At 69.4% G+C, this 15,887-nt stretch carries 14 protein-coding genes and 2 tRNA genes; 12 read left to right on the top strand and 4 right to left on the bottom strand.

The features are described 5' to 3' along the window. Window positions 1-48 precede the first annotated feature (48 nt). On the top strand, window positions 49-558 hold the full coding sequence (locus tag BLV96_RS39150) for a M48 metallopeptidase family protein (protein WP_086684628.1): 510 nt from the start codon (window positions 49-51) through the stop codon (window positions 556-558). A 106-nt stretch (window positions 559-664) separates the two neighbouring features. Here the strand turns inward: BLV96_RS39150 and BLV96_RS39145 are convergent, their stop codons facing one another. Next, window positions 665-2,020 carry a zinc-dependent metalloprotease gene (locus BLV96_RS39145; protein ID WP_086684631.1) on the bottom strand — a complete coding sequence of 452 codons (1,356 nt, stop codon included), beginning with the start codon at window positions 2,018-2,020 and terminating at the stop codon, window positions 665-667. Window positions 2,021-2,111: 91 nt separating this feature from the next. Between BLV96_RS39145 and BLV96_RS39140 the strand changes: the two genes are divergently transcribed. After that, window positions 2,112-3,218, top strand: coding sequence for a YlbL family protein (locus BLV96_RS39140; protein ID WP_086684634.1), 1,107 nt, complete (start codon window positions 2,112-2,114; stop codon window positions 3,216-3,218). Here BLV96_RS39140 and BLV96_RS39135 read toward each other — a convergent pair. Further along, the gene (locus BLV96_RS39135) at window positions 3,215-3,745 is read right to left on the bottom strand and encodes a PPA1309 family protein (protein ID WP_086684637.1); all 531 of its coding nucleotides are present in this window, start codon (window positions 3,743-3,745) and stop codon (window positions 3,215-3,217) included. The genes BLV96_RS39140 and BLV96_RS39135 overlap by 4 nt on opposite strands. Before the next feature lie 149 nt (window positions 3,746-3,894). Here BLV96_RS39135 and BLV96_RS39130 point away from each other — a divergent pair, with 149 nt between their 5' ends. After that, window positions 3,895-6,891: a UPF0182 family protein gene (locus tag BLV96_RS39130; protein WP_091390203.1), complete on the top strand. Its 2,997-nt coding sequence runs from the start codon at window positions 3,895-3,897 to the stop codon at window positions 6,889-6,891. Between the two features lie 67 nt (window positions 6,892-6,958). Then, window positions 6,959-7,032 (top strand) — tRNA-Met (locus tag BLV96_RS39125). Window positions 7,033-7,077: 45 nt separating this feature from the next. Here the strand turns inward: BLV96_RS39125 and BLV96_RS39120 are convergent. Further along, complete coding sequence (locus tag BLV96_RS39120; RefSeq protein ID WP_086683537.1) at window positions 7,078-8,496, bottom strand: FAD-dependent monooxygenase; 1,419 nt, start codon at window positions 8,494-8,496, stop codon at window positions 7,078-7,080. A gap of 94 nt (window positions 8,497-8,590) precedes the next feature. On the opposite strand from BLV96_RS39120, the gene BLV96_RS39115 reads away from it, so the two are divergent. The 8 genes from BLV96_RS39115 to BLV96_RS39080 all read left to right on the top strand — a co-directional run bounded on the left by BLV96_RS39115 (window position 8,591) and on the right by BLV96_RS39080 (window position 14,531). Continuing rightward, on the top strand, window positions 8,591-9,175 hold the full coding sequence (locus BLV96_RS39115; RefSeq protein ID WP_086683540.1) for a TetR/AcrR family transcriptional regulator C-terminal domain-containing protein: 585 nt from the start codon (window positions 8,591-8,593) through the stop codon (window positions 9,173-9,175). Window positions 9,176-9,252: 77 nt separating this feature from the next. Beyond that, window positions 9,253-9,329: transfer RNA gene (locus tag BLV96_RS39110), tRNA-Met, on the top strand. Window positions 9,330-9,709: 380 nt separating this feature from the next. Continuing rightward, window positions 9,710-10,210, top strand: coding sequence for a PadR family transcriptional regulator (locus BLV96_RS39105; protein WP_086683543.1), 501 nt, complete (start codon window positions 9,710-9,712; stop codon window positions 10,208-10,210). A 63-nt stretch (window positions 10,211-10,273) separates the two neighbouring features. Beyond that, the gene (prfB, locus tag BLV96_RS39100; protein ID WP_143051089.1) at window positions 10,274-11,371 is read left to right on the top strand and encodes a peptide chain release factor 2; all 1,098 of its coding nucleotides are present in this window, start codon (window positions 10,274-10,276) and stop codon (window positions 11,369-11,371) included. A gap of 112 nt (window positions 11,372-11,483) precedes the next feature. Beyond that, window positions 11,484-12,173 (top strand): cell division ATP-binding protein FtsE, encoded by a 690-nt coding sequence (ftsE, locus tag BLV96_RS39095; RefSeq protein WP_086683549.1) that lies wholly within the window; start codon window positions 11,484-11,486, stop codon window positions 12,171-12,173. Window positions 12,174-12,215: 42 nt separating this feature from the next. Continuing rightward, complete coding sequence (gene ftsX, locus BLV96_RS39090; RefSeq protein ID WP_086683552.1) at window positions 12,216-13,109, top strand: permease-like cell division protein FtsX; 894 nt, start codon at window positions 12,216-12,218, stop codon at window positions 13,107-13,109. A gap of 46 nt (window positions 13,110-13,155) precedes the next feature. Then, window positions 13,156-13,638: an SsrA-binding protein SmpB gene (gene smpB / locus BLV96_RS39085; RefSeq protein WP_086683555.1), complete on the top strand. Its 483-nt coding sequence runs from the start codon at window positions 13,156-13,158 to the stop codon at window positions 13,636-13,638. Further along, a complete protein-coding gene (locus BLV96_RS39080) occupies window positions 13,635-14,531 on the top strand; it encodes an amidohydrolase family protein (protein ID WP_086683558.1) in 897 nt (298 codons plus the stop codon). Before smpB ends, BLV96_RS39080 begins: the two co-directional genes overlap by 4 nt. Here the strand turns inward: BLV96_RS39080 and BLV96_RS39075 are convergent. Then, window positions 14,521-15,822 carry an acyltransferase family protein gene (locus BLV96_RS39075; protein ID WP_086683561.1) on the bottom strand — a complete coding sequence of 434 codons (1,302 nt, stop codon included), beginning with the start codon at window positions 15,820-15,822 and terminating at the stop codon, window positions 14,521-14,523. The two genes, BLV96_RS39080 and BLV96_RS39075, sit on opposite strands and share 11 nt — an antisense overlap. Window positions 15,823-15,887 lie beyond the last annotated feature (65 nt).

Below are 15,887 nucleotides of genomic sequence, written 5' to 3'. Positions count from 1 at the left end.
AGGGGGGAAACGAACCCCCCGTCGGACACACCCGGACACAAGGTCGAAGTGCGGCGCAGCCAGCGCCGGCACCGGACGGTCACCGCGTACTGGAAGGACGACACGCTCGTCGTGCTCATCCCCGCGCGGATGACCAGGGCGGAGGAGAAACACTGGGTCGCCGAGATGGAGCGCAAGCTGCAGCGCGCGGAACCACGTCGGCCGGCGCCCCCGAAGACGTCGGACGACGCCCTGCTGGCGCGCTGCACGCTGCTGTCGGGCAAGTACCTGGACGGCACCGCGACGCCGGCGAGCGTCCGCTGGGTGCCGCCGATGCGCACGCGGTGGGCATCGTGCACGCCGGTCGACGCGACCATCCGGGTCAGCGACCGGCTGCGGAAGGTCCCGACCTGGGTGCTGGATTACGTGCTGGTGCACGAGCTGGCGCACCTGCGCGAGCCCGGGCACGACGCGGCGTTCTGGTCGCTGGTGCGGCGGTACCCGAAGATGGATCGGGCGATGGGATACCTCGAGGGGCTGGCCGCGGCCGCCGGGTGGGGGATCGACACCGAGGATTGAGCTGGGTGGTGGCCGGGGTGACCTGCGGGTCGCCCCGGCCGCCGTTGACACGAAGAAAGCCGGTGGTCCGCGGAAGCGGACCACCGGCTTTCGAAAACCATCCGGGCTACGCCGGGGTCTCGCCCTCCTCAGGCGGGGCCTCCTGGCCCTTCTCCTTCTCCGACCGCTCGCGCTCCGCGCGCTCCAGCTCGGCGATCGGGTCCAGGTCGTCCAAAGATCCCGTCTCGCCGACCCGGTCGGCGAAGTCGATCGGCTCGTCCAGGTCCTCCGCCGTCGGCATCAGGTCCGGGTGGGACCACAGGCCGTCGCGCTTCTCGGAACCGTGGCGGTCGCCCACCAGCTTCCACAGGTTCGACGCGTCCCTCATGCGGCGGGGGCGCAGCTCCAAGCCGACCAGCGTGGCGAACGTCTGCTCGGCCGGGCCGCCCGTCGCCCGGCGGCGGCGCAGCGTCTCGCGCAGCGCGTCCGCTCCCGGCAACCGGTCGCCGACCGCTTCGGCCACCACCACGTCCACCCAGCCCTCGACCAGGGCGAGCAGCGTCTCCAGGCGCCGAAGCGCGCCCTTCTGCTCCTCCGTCGTCTGGGGCTCCAGCAGCCCGGACGACATCGCTTCCTCGATGCTCGCCGGGTTGGCCGGGTCGATGCGGCCGGCCAGGGACTCCAGCGCCGACGTGTCCACCGAAATGCCGTGCGCGAACTCCTCGACCGTCGCCAGCAGGCGCTGACGCAGCCACGGCACGTGCGTGAACAGCCGCTGGTGGGCCGCCTCGCGGGCGGCCAGGAACACCAGGATCTCGCTGTTCGGCAGCTCCAGGCCGTCGGCGAACTTCTCGATGTTCGCCGGCAGCAGCGCGGACGTGCCCGCCGGGGCGAGCGGCAGGCCGATCTCGGACGCGGTCAGCATCTCCGACGCCAGCTGGGCCAGGGCCTGACCGAGCTGGGAGCCGAAGGCCATCCCGCCCATCTGGCCCATCATCTGCAGCAGCGGACCGGCGGCCTGCTTGGCCTCCTCCGGCAGCGCCTGCATCCAGGCACCGGAGATCTGCTGCGCCACCGGGTCGCAGAGGCGCTGCCACGTCGGGAGCGTCTTCTCCACCCAGGTGCGCGGCGACCAGGCGACGGTCGTCGTCGCGCCGGCCGGGAACACCGTCGCCGCGTCGAGCCACAGCTCGGCGAGGTGGGCGGCGTCGCGGACCGCAGCGTTCGAGTCGTCGCCGCCGCGGAAGCCGAGGCGGCTCTCGCCGGTGTTGCCGGCGCTGCCGAGGTTCTGCAGGGCGATCTGCTTGGCGAGGTCGTAGTTCACCGGCCCGCTGGAGCTGCCGGCCTGGCTGAGCATCTGGCCCAGCTGGCTCAGCATCTGCCCGAGCTGGTTGAAGGCCTCGGCACCGGAGGGCTCCGAAGGCTCGTTCTCACCTCGTTTGTCGGGATCGGACGGTCCGAAGCCGAACGGGGGTTTGCTCATGTGTCCACCGTACGCGGGTCAGGAAGCCCGAAGCGCGTCATGTGCGTGGCCTTCACCGAGAAGCGAACACGGTCACCGTACGCTGTCACGCGTGACCAAGTCCTCCGAGCAGACCGCGCCCGCGAAGAGCAGCCCGGACCCCGGCGCCGAGCCCGCCGGCGAGGCCGGGCGGATGACCCGCCGCGGCTGGACGCTCGTGGTCAGCGGCTCGCTGTTCCTCGTCTTCGTGGTGCTCGGCCTGGTCGTGCCGGTGCCGTTCGTGGCGATCAGCCCCGGCCCGACCTACGACACGCTCGGTCGCGACGCCGCGGGCAACCCCGTCATCCAGGTCACCGGGCACGAGACCCAGCAGACCACCGGCGAGCTCCGGATGACGACCGTCTCGCTGCACGACGGCGTCACGCTCTTCCAGGGCCTCGGCTTCTGGGCCAGCGGCCGCTACGCGCTCGCGCCGCGCGAGGAGTACTTCCGGCCCGGCGAGACGAACGAGCAGGTCAAGCAGGAGAACATCCAGCAGCTGCAGGACTCGCAGACGAACGCGCAGGTCGCCGCCCTGCGCAAGCTCGGCTACCCGATCAAGGTGCTGGCGAAGCAGATCGTCTCGGGCAGCCCGGCCGACCACGTGCTCTCGCCCGGCGACAAGCTGATCACCGTCAACGGCAAGAAGATCGTCGAAGCCGCCGACGTGCGCAACGCGCTGGCCGGCACGCTGCCCGGCCAGACCGTCCAGATCACGTTCCAGTCGGACGGCCAGCCGGAGCGGACAGTGCCGCTGACGCTCGCTTCGCGGCCCGACCGCAAGGAAGGCTTCATCGGCCTCACCGCGGTCGACCGCGCCGACGCGCCCTTCACGGTCAACATCTCGCTGCAGGACGTCGGCGGCCCGTCGGCCGGCCTGATGTTCACCCTCGCGATCATCGACCGGCTGCAGCCCGGCGACCTCGCCGGCGGGCGGCACATCGCCGGCACCGGCGAGATCACCGAGACCGGCGAGGTCGACCCGATCGGCGGGATCTCGTTCAAGGTCGTCGGCGCGCGCGAGGCCGGCGCCACGGACTTCCTCGTGCCCGAGCACAACTGCGCCGAGGCCAAGACCAACGCGCCCGAGGGGCTCAACCTCATCAAGGTGTCCACACTGGACGACGCGCTTGCCCAGCTGGCCAACCTGAAGGCGGGCCGCCCGACGGCCTCCTGCTAGGGGAGGAGCGTCGCCTTGAGGGCCTCGAGGAGGTTCGGGGCCAGGTCCGGGCTCTCGACGATCTCGTCGACCTGCTCGTCGCCGCCCATCCCGCGCAGCCGCATGACGCACGCGCCTTCGCCATCGCGCAGGACTGCGGCGACCAGGCGGGCCTCCGTCCGCTGCGGGTGGTCGGCGGCCGCGCGCCGCAGGCTCTCGGCGTCGGCCTCGGCGACGTCCGGCAGCTCCGACTCCGAGCCCGGCGGCAGCACGATGATCTCCTGCGCGAGCGCGCACCCGATCACCAGATCGGGCCACGCGATCCGGCCCAGCGCGTCGGCGAGGTCGCCTTCGGGCAGCGCTTCCTGCGCCACCGGCGTCAGCGGGCTCGTGCGGTCGAGCTGCCCGGCCAGCTCCGGCTGCTCGTCCAGCAGCGCCGCCGTCGGGACCAGCGCGAACAGCTGCGGGGGCTGGTCCCAGCCACCCGCGGCCATGAACTCCTCGATCTCGCGGGCGAGAGCGGCCACTCCGGCCTGCTGCGATTCCATGCGCACATGCTCTCAGGCGCGTCCGCGCGACGACGCCGCGAGTCCGGTTTGGGCGGGTCCCGGGAACTTCCCCGGGCATCCGTAGAGTTAGGGAATCAGGGGGCGCGTGCGCCCCTGCTCAAGTGCTGACGAAGACAGGAGCGTGCACCGTGGCGACTCGGCCCCCGGTGAGCCTGCCGAAGCTGTCCCGGCGGAGCCGGATCCTCCTCATCATCGCCGCGGTGATCGTGCTGGCGCTCCTGCTCGGGGCCCGCCTGCTCGACACGTACGTCGACTGGTTGTGGTTCGGTGAAGTCGGTGCCCGCTCGGTGTTCACCACCCAGGTGGTCACGAGGATCATCCTGTTCTTCGCCGTCGGGGTGCTCGTCGGCGGCGCGCTCGCGATCAGCCTGATGATCGCCTACCGCACCCGCCCGGTGTTCGTCCCGATCTCCGGCGCCGACGACCCGCTGGCCCGCTACCGGTCCGCGATCGTCGCCCGCATCCGGCTCTTCGGCATCGGCATCCCGGTGCTCACCGGCCTCATCGCCGGCCTCTCCGCCCAGGGCGACTGGCAGGTCGTGCAGCTGTTCCTCAACGGCACCTCGTTCGGCCAGACCGACCCCGAGTTCGGCAACGACGTCGGCTTCTACGCCTTCGACCTGCCGTTCTACAACTGGCTGCTCGGCTGGCTGTTCATCACCGTCGTCATCTCCTTCTTCGGTGCCCTGATCTCGCACTACGTCTTCGGCGGCATCCGGCTGGCCGGCAAGGGCGGGCAGCTCGCCGGCCCGACGCGCGCGCAGCTCGCCATCACCGTCGGCGTCTTCGTGCTGCTGAAGGCGGCCGAGTACTTCTTCGACCGGTACAACCTGCTGCTGTCCGACCGCGGCGCGCCGCTGTTCATCGGCGCCACCTACACGGACTTGAACGCGGTGCTGCCCGCGAAGCTGATCCTGCTGTGCATCTCGGTGATCTGCGCGGTCGCGTTCTTCGCCGGTGCCTTCCTGCGGAACCTGCAGCTGCCGGCGATCGCGCTCGTGCTGCTGATCCTCTCGAGCATCCTCGTCGGCGTCGCGTGGCCCGCGATCCTCGACCAGTTCTCGGTCAAGCCGAACGCGAACGAGAAGGAAGCCACGTCCATCCAGCGCAACATGGACGCCACGCGCCGCGCCTTCGGCCTCACCGACGTCCAGTACCAGCCCTACACGGGCAACGCATCCGCCACACCGGACCAGCTCAAGGCCGACGCCGGGACGATGTCCAACATCCGGCTGCTCGACCCGAACATCCTTTCCGACACCTTCACCCAGCGCGTCGGGCGCGAGAACTTCTACGGCTTCCCGGCGAAGCTCGACATCGACCGCTACACCGTCGGCGGCGTGACGCAGGACTACATCGTCGCCGCGAAGGAGATCAAGACCGAGGGCCTGACCGGCAACCAGACGAGCTGGATCAACAAGCACCTCGTCTACACCCACGGCAACGGCTTCGTCGCCGCGCCGGCCAACACGATCGACCGCGCGGTCAAGGACGCCAACTCCGACGGCGGCTACCCGATCGCCACCACGAGCGACACGCAGAACCCGGCCGGCGCCGGCTCGCCCGCCGCGGGCCAGCCCGGCATCGAGGTCAAGGAACCGCGGATCTACTACGGCGAGCTGTCCGCCGCGGACTCCGACTACGCGATCGTCGGCGGCAACGGCGCGCCGGGCGAGTACGACACCGCCACCGACCGCTACAACTACAAGGGCAGCGGCGGCGTCTCGGTCGACAACTGGTTCAACCGCCTGGCTTTCGCGGCCGAGTACGGCGAACGCAACATCCTGTTCTCCGACGCCATCGGCGACAACTCGAAGATCATGTACAACCGCGATCCACGCGACCGCGTCAGCAAGGTCGCGCCGTGGCTGACCCTCGACGGCGACCCGTACCCCGCGGTCGTCGACGGCAAGATCCAGTGGATCATCGACGGCTACACGACGATCAACAACTTCCCGTACTCGCAGCAGACGCAGCTCGGCGCGGCGACCAACGACTCGCTCAACGGCGTCGCCCGGCAGGCGAACAGCTCGATCAACTACATCCGGAACTCGGTCAAGGCCACCGTCGACGCCTTCAACGGCAGCGTGACGCTGTACTCGATCGACGACAAGGAACCGGTCCTCAACGCCTGGGAGAAGGTCTTCCCCGGGCTCGTGAAGCCGAGCTCCGAGATCTCCCCGGACCTGCGGTCGCACTTCCGCTACCCGGAGGACCTGTTCAAGATCCAGCGTGAGCTGCTGTCGCGCTACCACGTCAGCAACCCGCAGGAGTTCTACTCGCAGCAGGCGTTCTGGAGCGTCCCGCAGGACCCGACGGCCGAAGGCGGCTCGAACCCGGCCGCGGCCGGCGCCGCGAACCAGCCCGGCTACTACGTCCTCGCCGACTCCCCGGGCCAGAGCAAGCCGACGTTCCAGCTGACCAGCTCGCTCACCGGGCTGCAGCGGCAGTACCTCGCGTCCTGGATGTCGGTGTCCTCCGATCCGAACGACTACGGGAAGATCCGGGTCCTCCAGTTGCCCAGCGCGGCGACGGGGGCGACCCAGGTCGACGGCCCGGTCCAGGTGCAGAACCGGTTCCAGAGCGATCCACGGGTGGCGCAGGACCGGACGTTGTTCAACAACCCCAACGTCATCCCGATCTACGGCAACCTGATCACGCTGCCGGTGGCGCAGGGCTTCCTCTACGTCGAACCGGTGTACATCCGGCAGCGCAACCAGAACAGCTATCCACAGCTGGCCCGGGTCCTGGTGTCGTACGGGCCGAAGGTCGGCTACGGCGCCACACTGCAGGAGGCGCTCGACCAGATCTTCGGCGCGGGCACAGGCGAGGCGACGACCACGCCACCGCAGGCGGGCCAGCCCACGACCACGCCACCGACGACGACCCCGCCGGCCACGACGACGCCACCCAACTCGAGCGGCGGCAACGCGGCGCTCGACAAGGCCGTGACGGACATCCAGTCCGCGCTCGCCAAGCTGCGGGCGGCCCAGCAGTCCGGGAACTTCACGGACCAGGGTGCGGCTCTCGCGGCGCTCGACGCGGCGGCCAAGGAGTACGAGGCGGCCAAGACGGCGGCACCCGGGACCAGCACTCCGCCGCCGAGTTCGCAGCCTGGAGGGTGACCTCGGTTACCTAAGGGGTACCTGCTTTGCACCCGTTCGCAACCAGGGCGTAAAGTAGGTACCACGACGCGGGGTGGAGCAGCTCGGTAGCTCGCTGGGCTCATAACCCAGAGGTCGCAGGTTCAAATCCTGTCCCCGCTACTGGAAGAAGAGGCGCGGCCAATGGTCGCGCCTCTTCTTTTTTCGTCAGACGAGCCAGCCGGCCGCGGAACCCGTCGTCGAGGCGACGTAACCGTCCGGGCGGACCAGTACCTGCGTCAGGTCGGGCCACGGGAGTTCCGGCACCTCCGCTACGACTACCTCCGGATGCGGGGTCGGCGCTGGGGTTTTCGTCAGCAGGACGAACCTTCCACTGTGGAACAAGTCGCTCGCGAAGCCGTTGCCCAGGGGGAAATCCGGGAGCCGGGTGCCCGCCGCCGGGTGGGATTCCGGCGATGCGTAAGCGATGTCCAGCCCCGAGACCATGCCCGACAGCTTGTGCTGGACCTCCGGGAGCGCCGCCAGGTCGCGGAACAACGCCCGCAGCGCCAGCTGGTCCGGTGTCAGGGGGATCAGCGCGTTCTGGGCCGCCACGTTCTGCAGCACCCCGGAAGCCACCGCGCGACGCTCTGCCTCGTACGAATCCAGCAGATCCGCCGGGGCGTGGCCGCGCACGTCCGCCGCCAGCTTCCAGCCCAGGTTCATCGCGTCCTGGACACCCAGGTTCAGGCCCTGGCCGCCCGCGGGGAAGTGGACGTGTGCCGCGTCGCCGGCCAGGAACACCCGGCCCACCCGGTACTTCGCCGCCAGGCGGCTGTCGTCCGAAAACCGGGACACCCAGCGGATCTCCTCGATCTCCACCTCGTCGCCGAAGCGTTCGCGGACCGCCGCGCGGACCTCGTCCTCCGGCACCTCCGCCCGCAGGTCTTCCGGACGGTTCAGGCGGTCGCCGTAGCTCAGGCGGTACAGGTTCGGCTCGCCCAGCGGGATCAGGCCGACGAACTTGCCGGGGCTGAGCGACGTCACCATGTTCCCCATCGACCGCCACTGCGTCGGCGCGCCCGGCGGGGTCGTGCGGAACAGGACGTCCGCCGAGACGCCGTGGCCGCGGCCCTCGATCCCTTCGAACGGCAGCCCCAGGGCCTTGCGGACCGCGCTGCGGCCGCCGTCGCAGCCCACCAGGTACTTCGCCCGCACGCGGAGGTCGCCCGCCGTGATCGTCACGCCGGTGGCGTCCTGCTCGAAACCTGTCAGCCTGTGGCCGCGGAGCACCTTCACGCCCTGCTCGGCCAGCCGCTCCTCCAGCGCCGCCTCGACCTGCGCCTGCGGGATGCCGACCTGGTACGGGTGGCGCGTGTCCCAGCCGGTGTAGCGCACCGGGATCACCGCGAAGTGTCCGTCCGCGACGGTCGCGAACGACCGCTGCTCCGCCCGGCCCAGCAGGCCGCGCAGATCGAGGACCTCCGCCGTGCGCGGCTGCAGGTTCAGCGCCTTCGACAGGCCCGTCCGCTCGTGCATCCGCTCGAGCACCTGGACGTCCACTCCGGCCAGTGCCAGCTCGTTCGCCAGCATCAGCCCGGTCGGCCCCGCCCCGGCGACGACCACCTCCGCGGTCAGCTCGTTCATCCCCAGCTCCTTAACAACGTTAAATTGACCTGACCCGAGGATGCCCTTAACATCGTTAAACTGTCAAGCCGGGTACCCGAGGAGAACCGAAAACATGGCCCTGACCAGGCAGGACATCGCACGATCGGGCCTGAAGCTGCTCAACGAGGTCGGCCTCAACGGGCTCACGTTGCGACTGATCGCCGCCGACCTCGGCGTCAAAGCGCCGGCGCTGTACTGGCACCTGAAGAGCAAGCAGGAACTGCTCGACGAAATGGCGACGCGGATGTACGCCGATTCGATCGAGGAGCGGCGGCCGCCGGAGGGGCTGGCGGAGTGGGACGCCGTCGCGCACGCCGCGCGGGCGCTGCGGCGGATGATGCTGTCCTACCGCGACGGCGGCAAGGTTTTCGCGGGCACGTACCTCGGCGACACCGGATTGGTCGGGCCCAGCCCGCTGCAGCGCAGCATCGACGCCGGTGTGGACGAACGGCGCGCCGGCCAGGCGCTGTTCACCGTCTACAGCTACGTCGTCGGCTTCACCATCGAAGAGCAGGCGGTCTACCCGGTGCCGGGGCAGCTGGACGAGCGGTACCGCAGCGAGGCGGCCGGTGACCTGCTCGCCGACGTCGGTTCGCGCTTCGAGGACGGACTGGAGATGGTCCTCAGTGGAGCGCGTCAGTGGCTCGGTGGACCGTAATGCCTGGTCAGGCCACTTATCGACCCCGGTGTAAAGCCGCTGGCCACCCCGTGTAATCTAGTCAAGTACCACAACGGCGCGGGGTGGAGCAGCTCGGTAGCTCGCTGGGCTCATAACCCAGAGGTCGCAGGTTCAAATCCTGTCCCCGCTACCACGAAGAGGCACGTTCTCGGAAATCCGGGAACGTGCCTCTTTTGTCATGCGTGCACGACTTTCGCTGCCGACTTTTCCGCGAAACAGTCGAATGACTGCGGATTCCACGATCCGAACGCCGTTTCCGGGTGGTTGCGGTGCGTGTCCGGAGTCCGCCAAGCCGGGGAAAGCCACCTGTCGAAGTCACCTGCCTGGCCGTGTCGCGACAGCTCGCGTGCGGCTGGTTGGACCATTGTCCCGCCCCTGGTGGTTGCACAGCGTGTCCGCGGTCCACAGTGGACCTGGTCGCATTGGGCCGAACGAGGGGATCTCACTAGCCACAATGGACAGATCCGCTGACCACTGTGGACACAGCGGCCGATAAGTGGGAATCTAGGGGACGTGTCCGAATTGAATGCAACAGCCGCCGCCCTGCTCGGTCTGCTCCACGACGGTCCCGCCACCGGCGGGCAGCTCGTCGCGGGAGCGGGTGAGCGATTCGGCGCCTTCTTCAGCGTCACCCGCAGCCAGGTGTACCGGGAGCTCCCGGCGCTGTCCAAAGAAGGTCTCGTCCGGCTCGGCAAGCAGGGCCCGCGCTCCAGTCAGCAGTACCTGATCACCGCCGCCGGGAAGAAGGCCTTCAAGGCCTGGCTGACGTCCGACGCCGGTCCCGACCACCTGCGCAGCCCGCTCATCCTGCGGCTCGTGCACGCGGGGTCGCTGACGGCGAAGCAGCGCCAGTCGCTGCTCGAGTCGGCCCGGACCAGCTACGGCCAGCAGCTCGACGACGCGAAGGCGGCCACCAAGGCGGCCGACGGGCCGTACGAGAAGGCCGTCGCCGAGTTCGCCCAGGCTCAGGCCAAGGCCGCGCTCAAGCTGCTCGACGCCATCCCCGCGGCCTGAGGTTCGCGCGCCCACGACCGGTCCTCGCAACCGGTCGTGGGTTTTGCCGTAACCTTGACAAACGTGAGTGATGAGTTCGACGCGGCACTAAGGGACCTGGCCGGCAAGCTGACGCAGATCGAGTCGGTGATGAACCTGGACGCCCTGCGTGCCCAGGTGGCCGATCTCGAACAGCAGGCTTCGAGCCCGACGCTCTGGGACGACCCGGAAGCGGCACAGAAGGTCACCAGCCAGCTGTCCCACCGGCAGGGCGAGCTGCGCCGGGTCGGCGACCTGCGCCAGCGGCTCGACGACCTGGGCGTGCTGTACGAGCTCGCCGAGGCCGAGGGCGACTCCGGCAGCCTGGGCGAGGCCGAGACCGAGCTCGCCGACCTCGGGAAGGCCATCGACGCCCTCGAGGTCCGCACGCTGCTCTCGGGCGAGTACGACGACCGCAACGCCGTCGTCACCATCCGCTCCGAGGCCGGCGGCGTCGACGCGGCCGACTTCGCCGAGATGCTGCTCCGCATGTACCTGCGCTGGGCGGAGCGCCACGGCTACCCGACCGACGTCTACGACATCTCCTACGCCGAAGAGGCGGGGATCAAGTCGGCGACGTTCAAGGTGAGCGCCCCCTACGTCTACGGCACCCTCTCGGTCGAGCAGGGCACCCACCGGCTCGTCCGGATCTCGCCGTTCGACAACCAGAGCCGCCGCCAGACGTCGTTCGCGCACGTCGAGGTGCTGCCCGAGGTCGAAGAGGTCGACCACGTCGACATCCCGGAAAAGGACATCCGGGTCGACGTCTACCGCTCGTCGGGCCCGGGCGGCCAGAGCGTCAACACGACCGACAGTGCGGTGCGCATCACGCACATCCCGACGAACATCGTCGTCTCCTGCCAGAACGAGAAGTCGCAGCTGCAGAACAAGGCGGCCGCGATGAAGGTCCTCCAGTCGCGGCTGCTGCAGCGCAAGAAGGAAGAAGAGCGCAAGGAGATGGACGCGCTCAAGGACGGCGGCTCCAGCTGGGGCAACCAGATGCGCTCCTACGTGCTGCACCCGTACCAGATGGTCAAGGACCTGCGGACCGAGTTCGAGGTCGGCAACCCGACCGCGGTGCTCGACGGCGACATCGACGGCTTCCTCGACGCCGGTATCCGCTGGCGGATGCAGAGCGCCTGATCGGTGCAGGGGGTGTTTGCGTGACCGCTCACCGTGCGCAAACACCCGCTGCTCCACCCGGGTGGACCGGGCAACCGGGGCTTCACGAGACCGGTGGGTAGTATGCCGAATCGTGATCCGGCTCGAAGAGGTTTCCAAGGTCTACAAGACCTCGACGCGGCCCGCGCTCGAGCGGGTGTCCGTCAACATCGACAAGGGTGAGTTCGTCTTCCTCATCGGTCCCTCGGGATCGGGGAAGTCGACCTTCCTCCGGCTGCTGCTGCGCGAAGAGACGCCGAGCAAGGGCCGCGTGATGGTGTCGAACTTCGACGTCGCCAAGCTGGCCCGCCGCCGGGTCCCCCGCCTGCGGCAGACCATCGGCTGCGTCTTCCAGGACTTCCGCCTGCTGGCCAACAAGACCGTCGCGGAGAACGTCGCGTTCGCCCTCGAGGTCATCGGCAAGCCCGCCCCGACCATCAAGAAGGTCGTCCCCGAGGTGCTCGAGCTCGTCGGCCTCGACGGCAAGGCGGACCGGCTGCCCAACGAGCTCTCCGGTGGTGAGCAGCAGCGCGTCGCGATCGCGCGCGCGTTCGTGAACCGGCCGCTGGTGCTGCTCGCCGACGAGCCGACCGGGAACCTGGACCCCGACACCAGCCAGGACATCATGCTGCTGCTGGAGCGGATCAACCGCACCGGCACGACCGTCCTGATGGCGACCCACGATCACTCCATCGTGGACTCCATGCGGCGCCGCGTCGTCGAGCTCCAGCTCGGCCGGGTGATCCGCGACGACGCCCGCGGCGTCTACGGCATCGGTCGCTGACCTTCCCGCCCCAGCCCCCGACATCAAGGACCTGACCCCGACATGCGCGCCAGTTTCGTCTTCAGTGAGGTAATCACCGGCCTGCGCCGGAACGTCACGATGACCATCGCGATGATCCTGACCACGGCCGTGTCGCTCGCCATGCTCGGCGGCGGCCTCCTGGCCGTGCGCACGATCGACAAGATGAAGTCCAACTTCCTCGCCGACGTCGAGGTTTCGGTCTACCTCACCGACGACATCAGCGCGACGGACAAGAACTGCACCCAGTCGCTGTGCCAGTCGCTGCGTTCGTCGCTGCAGAGCAACGACGGCGTCGAGTCCGTCGTGTTCGAGAACCGCGACCAGGCCTTCGACCGGTTCAAGAAGATCTTCGAGAGCCAGCCGGAGCTCATCCAGCTGACCGGGCCGGAGTCGCTTCCCGCGTCCCTGCACGTGAAGCTGAAGGACCCGGACCGCAGCGAGTCGATCGTCCAGGAGTACGGCGGCAAGCCGGGCGTGCGGAAGGTCGACGACCAGAAGAAGTTCCTCGACCGCGTGTTCAACGCCTTCAACGGCGTGCGGAACATGGCGTTCGGCGCCGCGCTCATCATGGCCATCGCGGCACTGCTGCTGATCGCGAACACGATCCAGGTGTCCGCGTTCACCCGGCGCACCGAGGTCGGCATCATGCGGCTGGTCGGCGCGACGCGGTGGTACACGCAGCTGCCGTTCCTGCTGGAGGCGGTGGTCGCCGGCGTCTTCGGTGCGGTCATCGGGATCATCATGCTGATCATCACGAAGGCCGGCTTCCTCGATTCGGTGTTCACCGGGGACGTGTTCCCGAAGATCACCACGCTGGAGCTGCTGTTCCCGGTCGCGCCGATCCTGCTGGCGGTGTCCGTGGTGATCTCCGCCATCACCGGGTACGTCACGCTGCGCCTGTACGTCCGGCACTAGTTTTAACCAGCTGCTTGTCGTTTCCGGAATCACGTAGAGTGGTCGTATGCCCAAGGAACGTGGCCAGAAGGTGATCGTGTCGAACCGCAAGGCGCGGCACGATTACTCCATCCTCGACACCTACGAGTGCGGTCTCGTGCTCGTCGGCACCGAGGTGAAGAGCCTGCGCGAGGGCAAGGCGTCCCTGGCGGACGCGTTCGCGACGGTCGACGACGGCGAAGTGTGGCTGCGCAACGTGCACATCCCGGAGTACACGCAGGGCACGTGGACCAACCACACGCCGCGGCGCACCCGGAAGCTGCTGCTGCACCGGCGCGAGATCGAGAAGCTCATCGGCAAGACCAAAGAGAGCGGGCTCTCCCTCGTCCCGCTGTCGATGTACTTCAAGGACGGCAAGGTCAAGGTCGAGATCGCGCTGGCGCAGGGCAAGAAGGCCTACGACAAGCGGCAGGCGCTCGCCAAGCGCGACGCCGACCGCGACATCAGGAAGGCCATGGGCCGCGCGCTGAAGGGCCGGTTCACGGAGTGACGGCGGGCCCGGCCTCGGATGCCGACGTCGCGGCTTGGACGGCGTCGCTGGGCCTGCCCGGCCTGGTCGACCTGCACGTCCACTTCCTGCCGAAACCGGTGATGGACAAGGTCTGGGCGTACTTCGACCGGGCCTCGACGCACTACGGCACCGACTGGCCGGTGCACTACCGGACGTCCGAAGAGGACCGGCTGGAGACGCTGCGCTCGCTGGGCGTGACGCGCTTCGCGCCGCTGGTGTACCCGCACAAGCCGGGGATGGCCGAGTGGCTGACGGACTGGGCGCTGGAGTTCGCCGCGCGGGTGCCGGACGCGGTGCCGACCGGGACGTTCTACCCCGAGCCCGGCGCCGGGTCCGCTGTGGACGGTGCGCTGCGCGCCGGCGCCCGGGTGTTCAAGGCGCACGTGCAGGTGGGCGCGTACGACCCGCGTGACGAGCTGCTGAAGCCGGTGTGGGGCTCGCTGGCCGACGCCGGCGTTCCCGTGGTCGTCCACTGTGGACACGGTCCGTTGCGGGGCGACTTCACCGGGTTGTCGGTCTTCGAAGAGGTCCTCGCCGCCCACCCGGACCTGACGGCGGTGCTCGCGCACGCGGCGATGCCGGAGTTCGGGACGGCGTTCGAACTGCTCGAGAAGTACCCGCGGGTGCACCTGGACACGACGATGGTCGGCGTCCCGTTCGCGGAGAAGATGTCGCCGCTGCCGCCGGACTGGACGGCGCGGCTGGCCGAGTTCGCCGACCGGGTCGTGCTCGGCACGGACTTCCCGAACATCCCGTACTCGTACGCGACGCAGCTGCAGGCGATCGCCGGCTGGGCAGCCGACGATCGCCTGGGGGAGCCGTTCCTGCGAGCCGTCCTGCACGACACCCCGCTGCGGCTGATCAGCGCTTGACGACCGCGCGTTCGCTCACCACGACCGCGCGCCCCAGCAGGTCGACCACCGGGACCGGCTTGCTCGCCAGCAGGAAACCGGCCGTCGCGAGGAGCACCCACGGCACCGGGCCGTGCGCGAAGCCGTCCGACAGCGGTGCGAAGCCGTGCGCGGCCAGGCCGAGCAGGCCGCCGGAGATCATCAGCCCGGCGACGACCAGCTGCGGCACCCTCGCCGTCACGCTCGCGGTGTCGCGCTGCATCTCGAAGTGCGCGAACAGCCGCAGCAGACCCAGCAGCACCATGCCGCACACCGCGAACCACGCGGGCGCCATGACGAGCCACATGAGCGTGCCCGGCGCGGGGGTCTCGTAGCCGAGGCCGTAGACGGTCACACCGGTCACCACGACCAGCGCCGGCATGTGCCAGAGGTAGACGCTCATGAACCGCGCGCCGAGCCAGCCGAGGGCGGTGCCGACGCCGGGACGTTCGGCGAGCGCGTTGAGCTGCGGGCGGAAGGCGAGCAGCAGGCCGATCTGGCCGACGGCGAGGAAGGCGAGCAGCACGGTGGGCGGGCTCATGTTCGACACCGGCGCGCCCGGCATGCCGATCATGCTGGCCGGGTACGGGCCGAAGGCGACCATCAGGGCGGTGACGCCGAAACCGGCGGCGGACAGCGTGAGGGCGGCGCGGCGGGTGAGCGTGCCGAGGCGGCCTTCGACGTAGTGGAAGCCGAGCTGGTGCACCGCGACCCAGACGAAGATCGCGTTGGCGTAACCGATGTAGCCGAGGTCGTTGAAGCGGGCGACGTCGACGAGGACGCCGGCGACCCCCATGACGAGCGGGACCTTGAGGCCCCAGCGCCGGTGCGCGGCGACCATCAGCGGGGTGAGGAGCACGACCAGGACGTAGACGGCGAGGAACCACAGCAGCTGCGCGGCGATGGCGCTGCCGACCTGCACCGGCTGGGGTGGGACGCCGAGGCCGCGCAGGAAGTCCGGCATGACGAGCCAGACGGCCATCAGCGGCAGCACGGGCAGCATCAGGCGCTTGAGCCGCGCGCCGAGCCAGGTCCGCGTCGATTCCGCGCGGCGGAAGGAGATCAGGTTGGCCGCGCCGCCGGCGAAGAAGACGAGCGGCATGACCTGGGACAGCCAGGTGACGACCCACCAGCCAGGGGTCGCGAGCGCGTTGCCCGTGGCGAGGTGGCCGTCGGAGTACGAGAGCACCGGCATGGTCCAGTGCTGGGCGATGACGGCGAGGATGGCCCCCGCCCGGACGACGTCGAGGAAACGGTCCCGGCTCGTTTGCATGCATTGAGCTTGGCCGGTCCGGGCCGCCGGGACAGCGGTGCTTACCGGCCTCTTCGGGGTCGTGT

The organism is Amycolatopsis pretoriensis, from assembly GCF_900107925.1.
GTDB lineage: Bacteria > Actinomycetota > Actinomycetes > Mycobacteriales > Pseudonocardiaceae > Amycolatopsis > Amycolatopsis pretoriensis.
The sequence above is the reverse complement of the archived record's forward strand: the minus strand, read 5'-3'. Positions and strand labels throughout refer to the sequence as shown.

What these genes read in the sequence shown, in the direction of transcription:
- BLV96_RS39145 (WP_086684631.1), bottom strand. Translation starts at nt 2,020, where the DNA reads ATGAGCAAACCCCCGTTCGGCTTCGGACCGTCCGATCCCGACAAACGA.
- ftsX (WP_086683552.1), top strand. Translation starts at nt 12,216, where the DNA reads ATGCGCGCCAGTTTCGTCTTCAGTGAGGTAATCACCGGCCTGCGCCGG.
- BLV96_RS39120 (WP_086683537.1), bottom strand. Translation starts at nt 8,496, where the DNA reads ATGAACGAGCTGACCGCGGAGGTGGTCGTCGCCGGGGCGGGGCCGACC.
- smpB (WP_086683555.1), top strand. Translation starts at nt 13,156, where the DNA reads ATGCCCAAGGAACGTGGCCAGAAGGTGATCGTGTCGAACCGCAAGGCG.
- BLV96_RS39115 (WP_086683540.1), top strand. Translation starts at nt 8,591, where the DNA reads ATGGCCCTGACCAGGCAGGACATCGCACGATCGGGCCTGAAGCTGCTC.
- BLV96_RS39135 (WP_086684637.1), bottom strand. Translation starts at nt 3,745, where the DNA reads ATGGAATCGCAGCAGGCCGGAGTGGCCGCTCTCGCCCGCGAGATCGAG.
- BLV96_RS39075 (WP_086683561.1), bottom strand. Translation starts at nt 15,822, where the DNA reads ATGCAAACGAGCCGGGACCGTTTCCTCGACGTCGTCCGGGCGGGGGCC.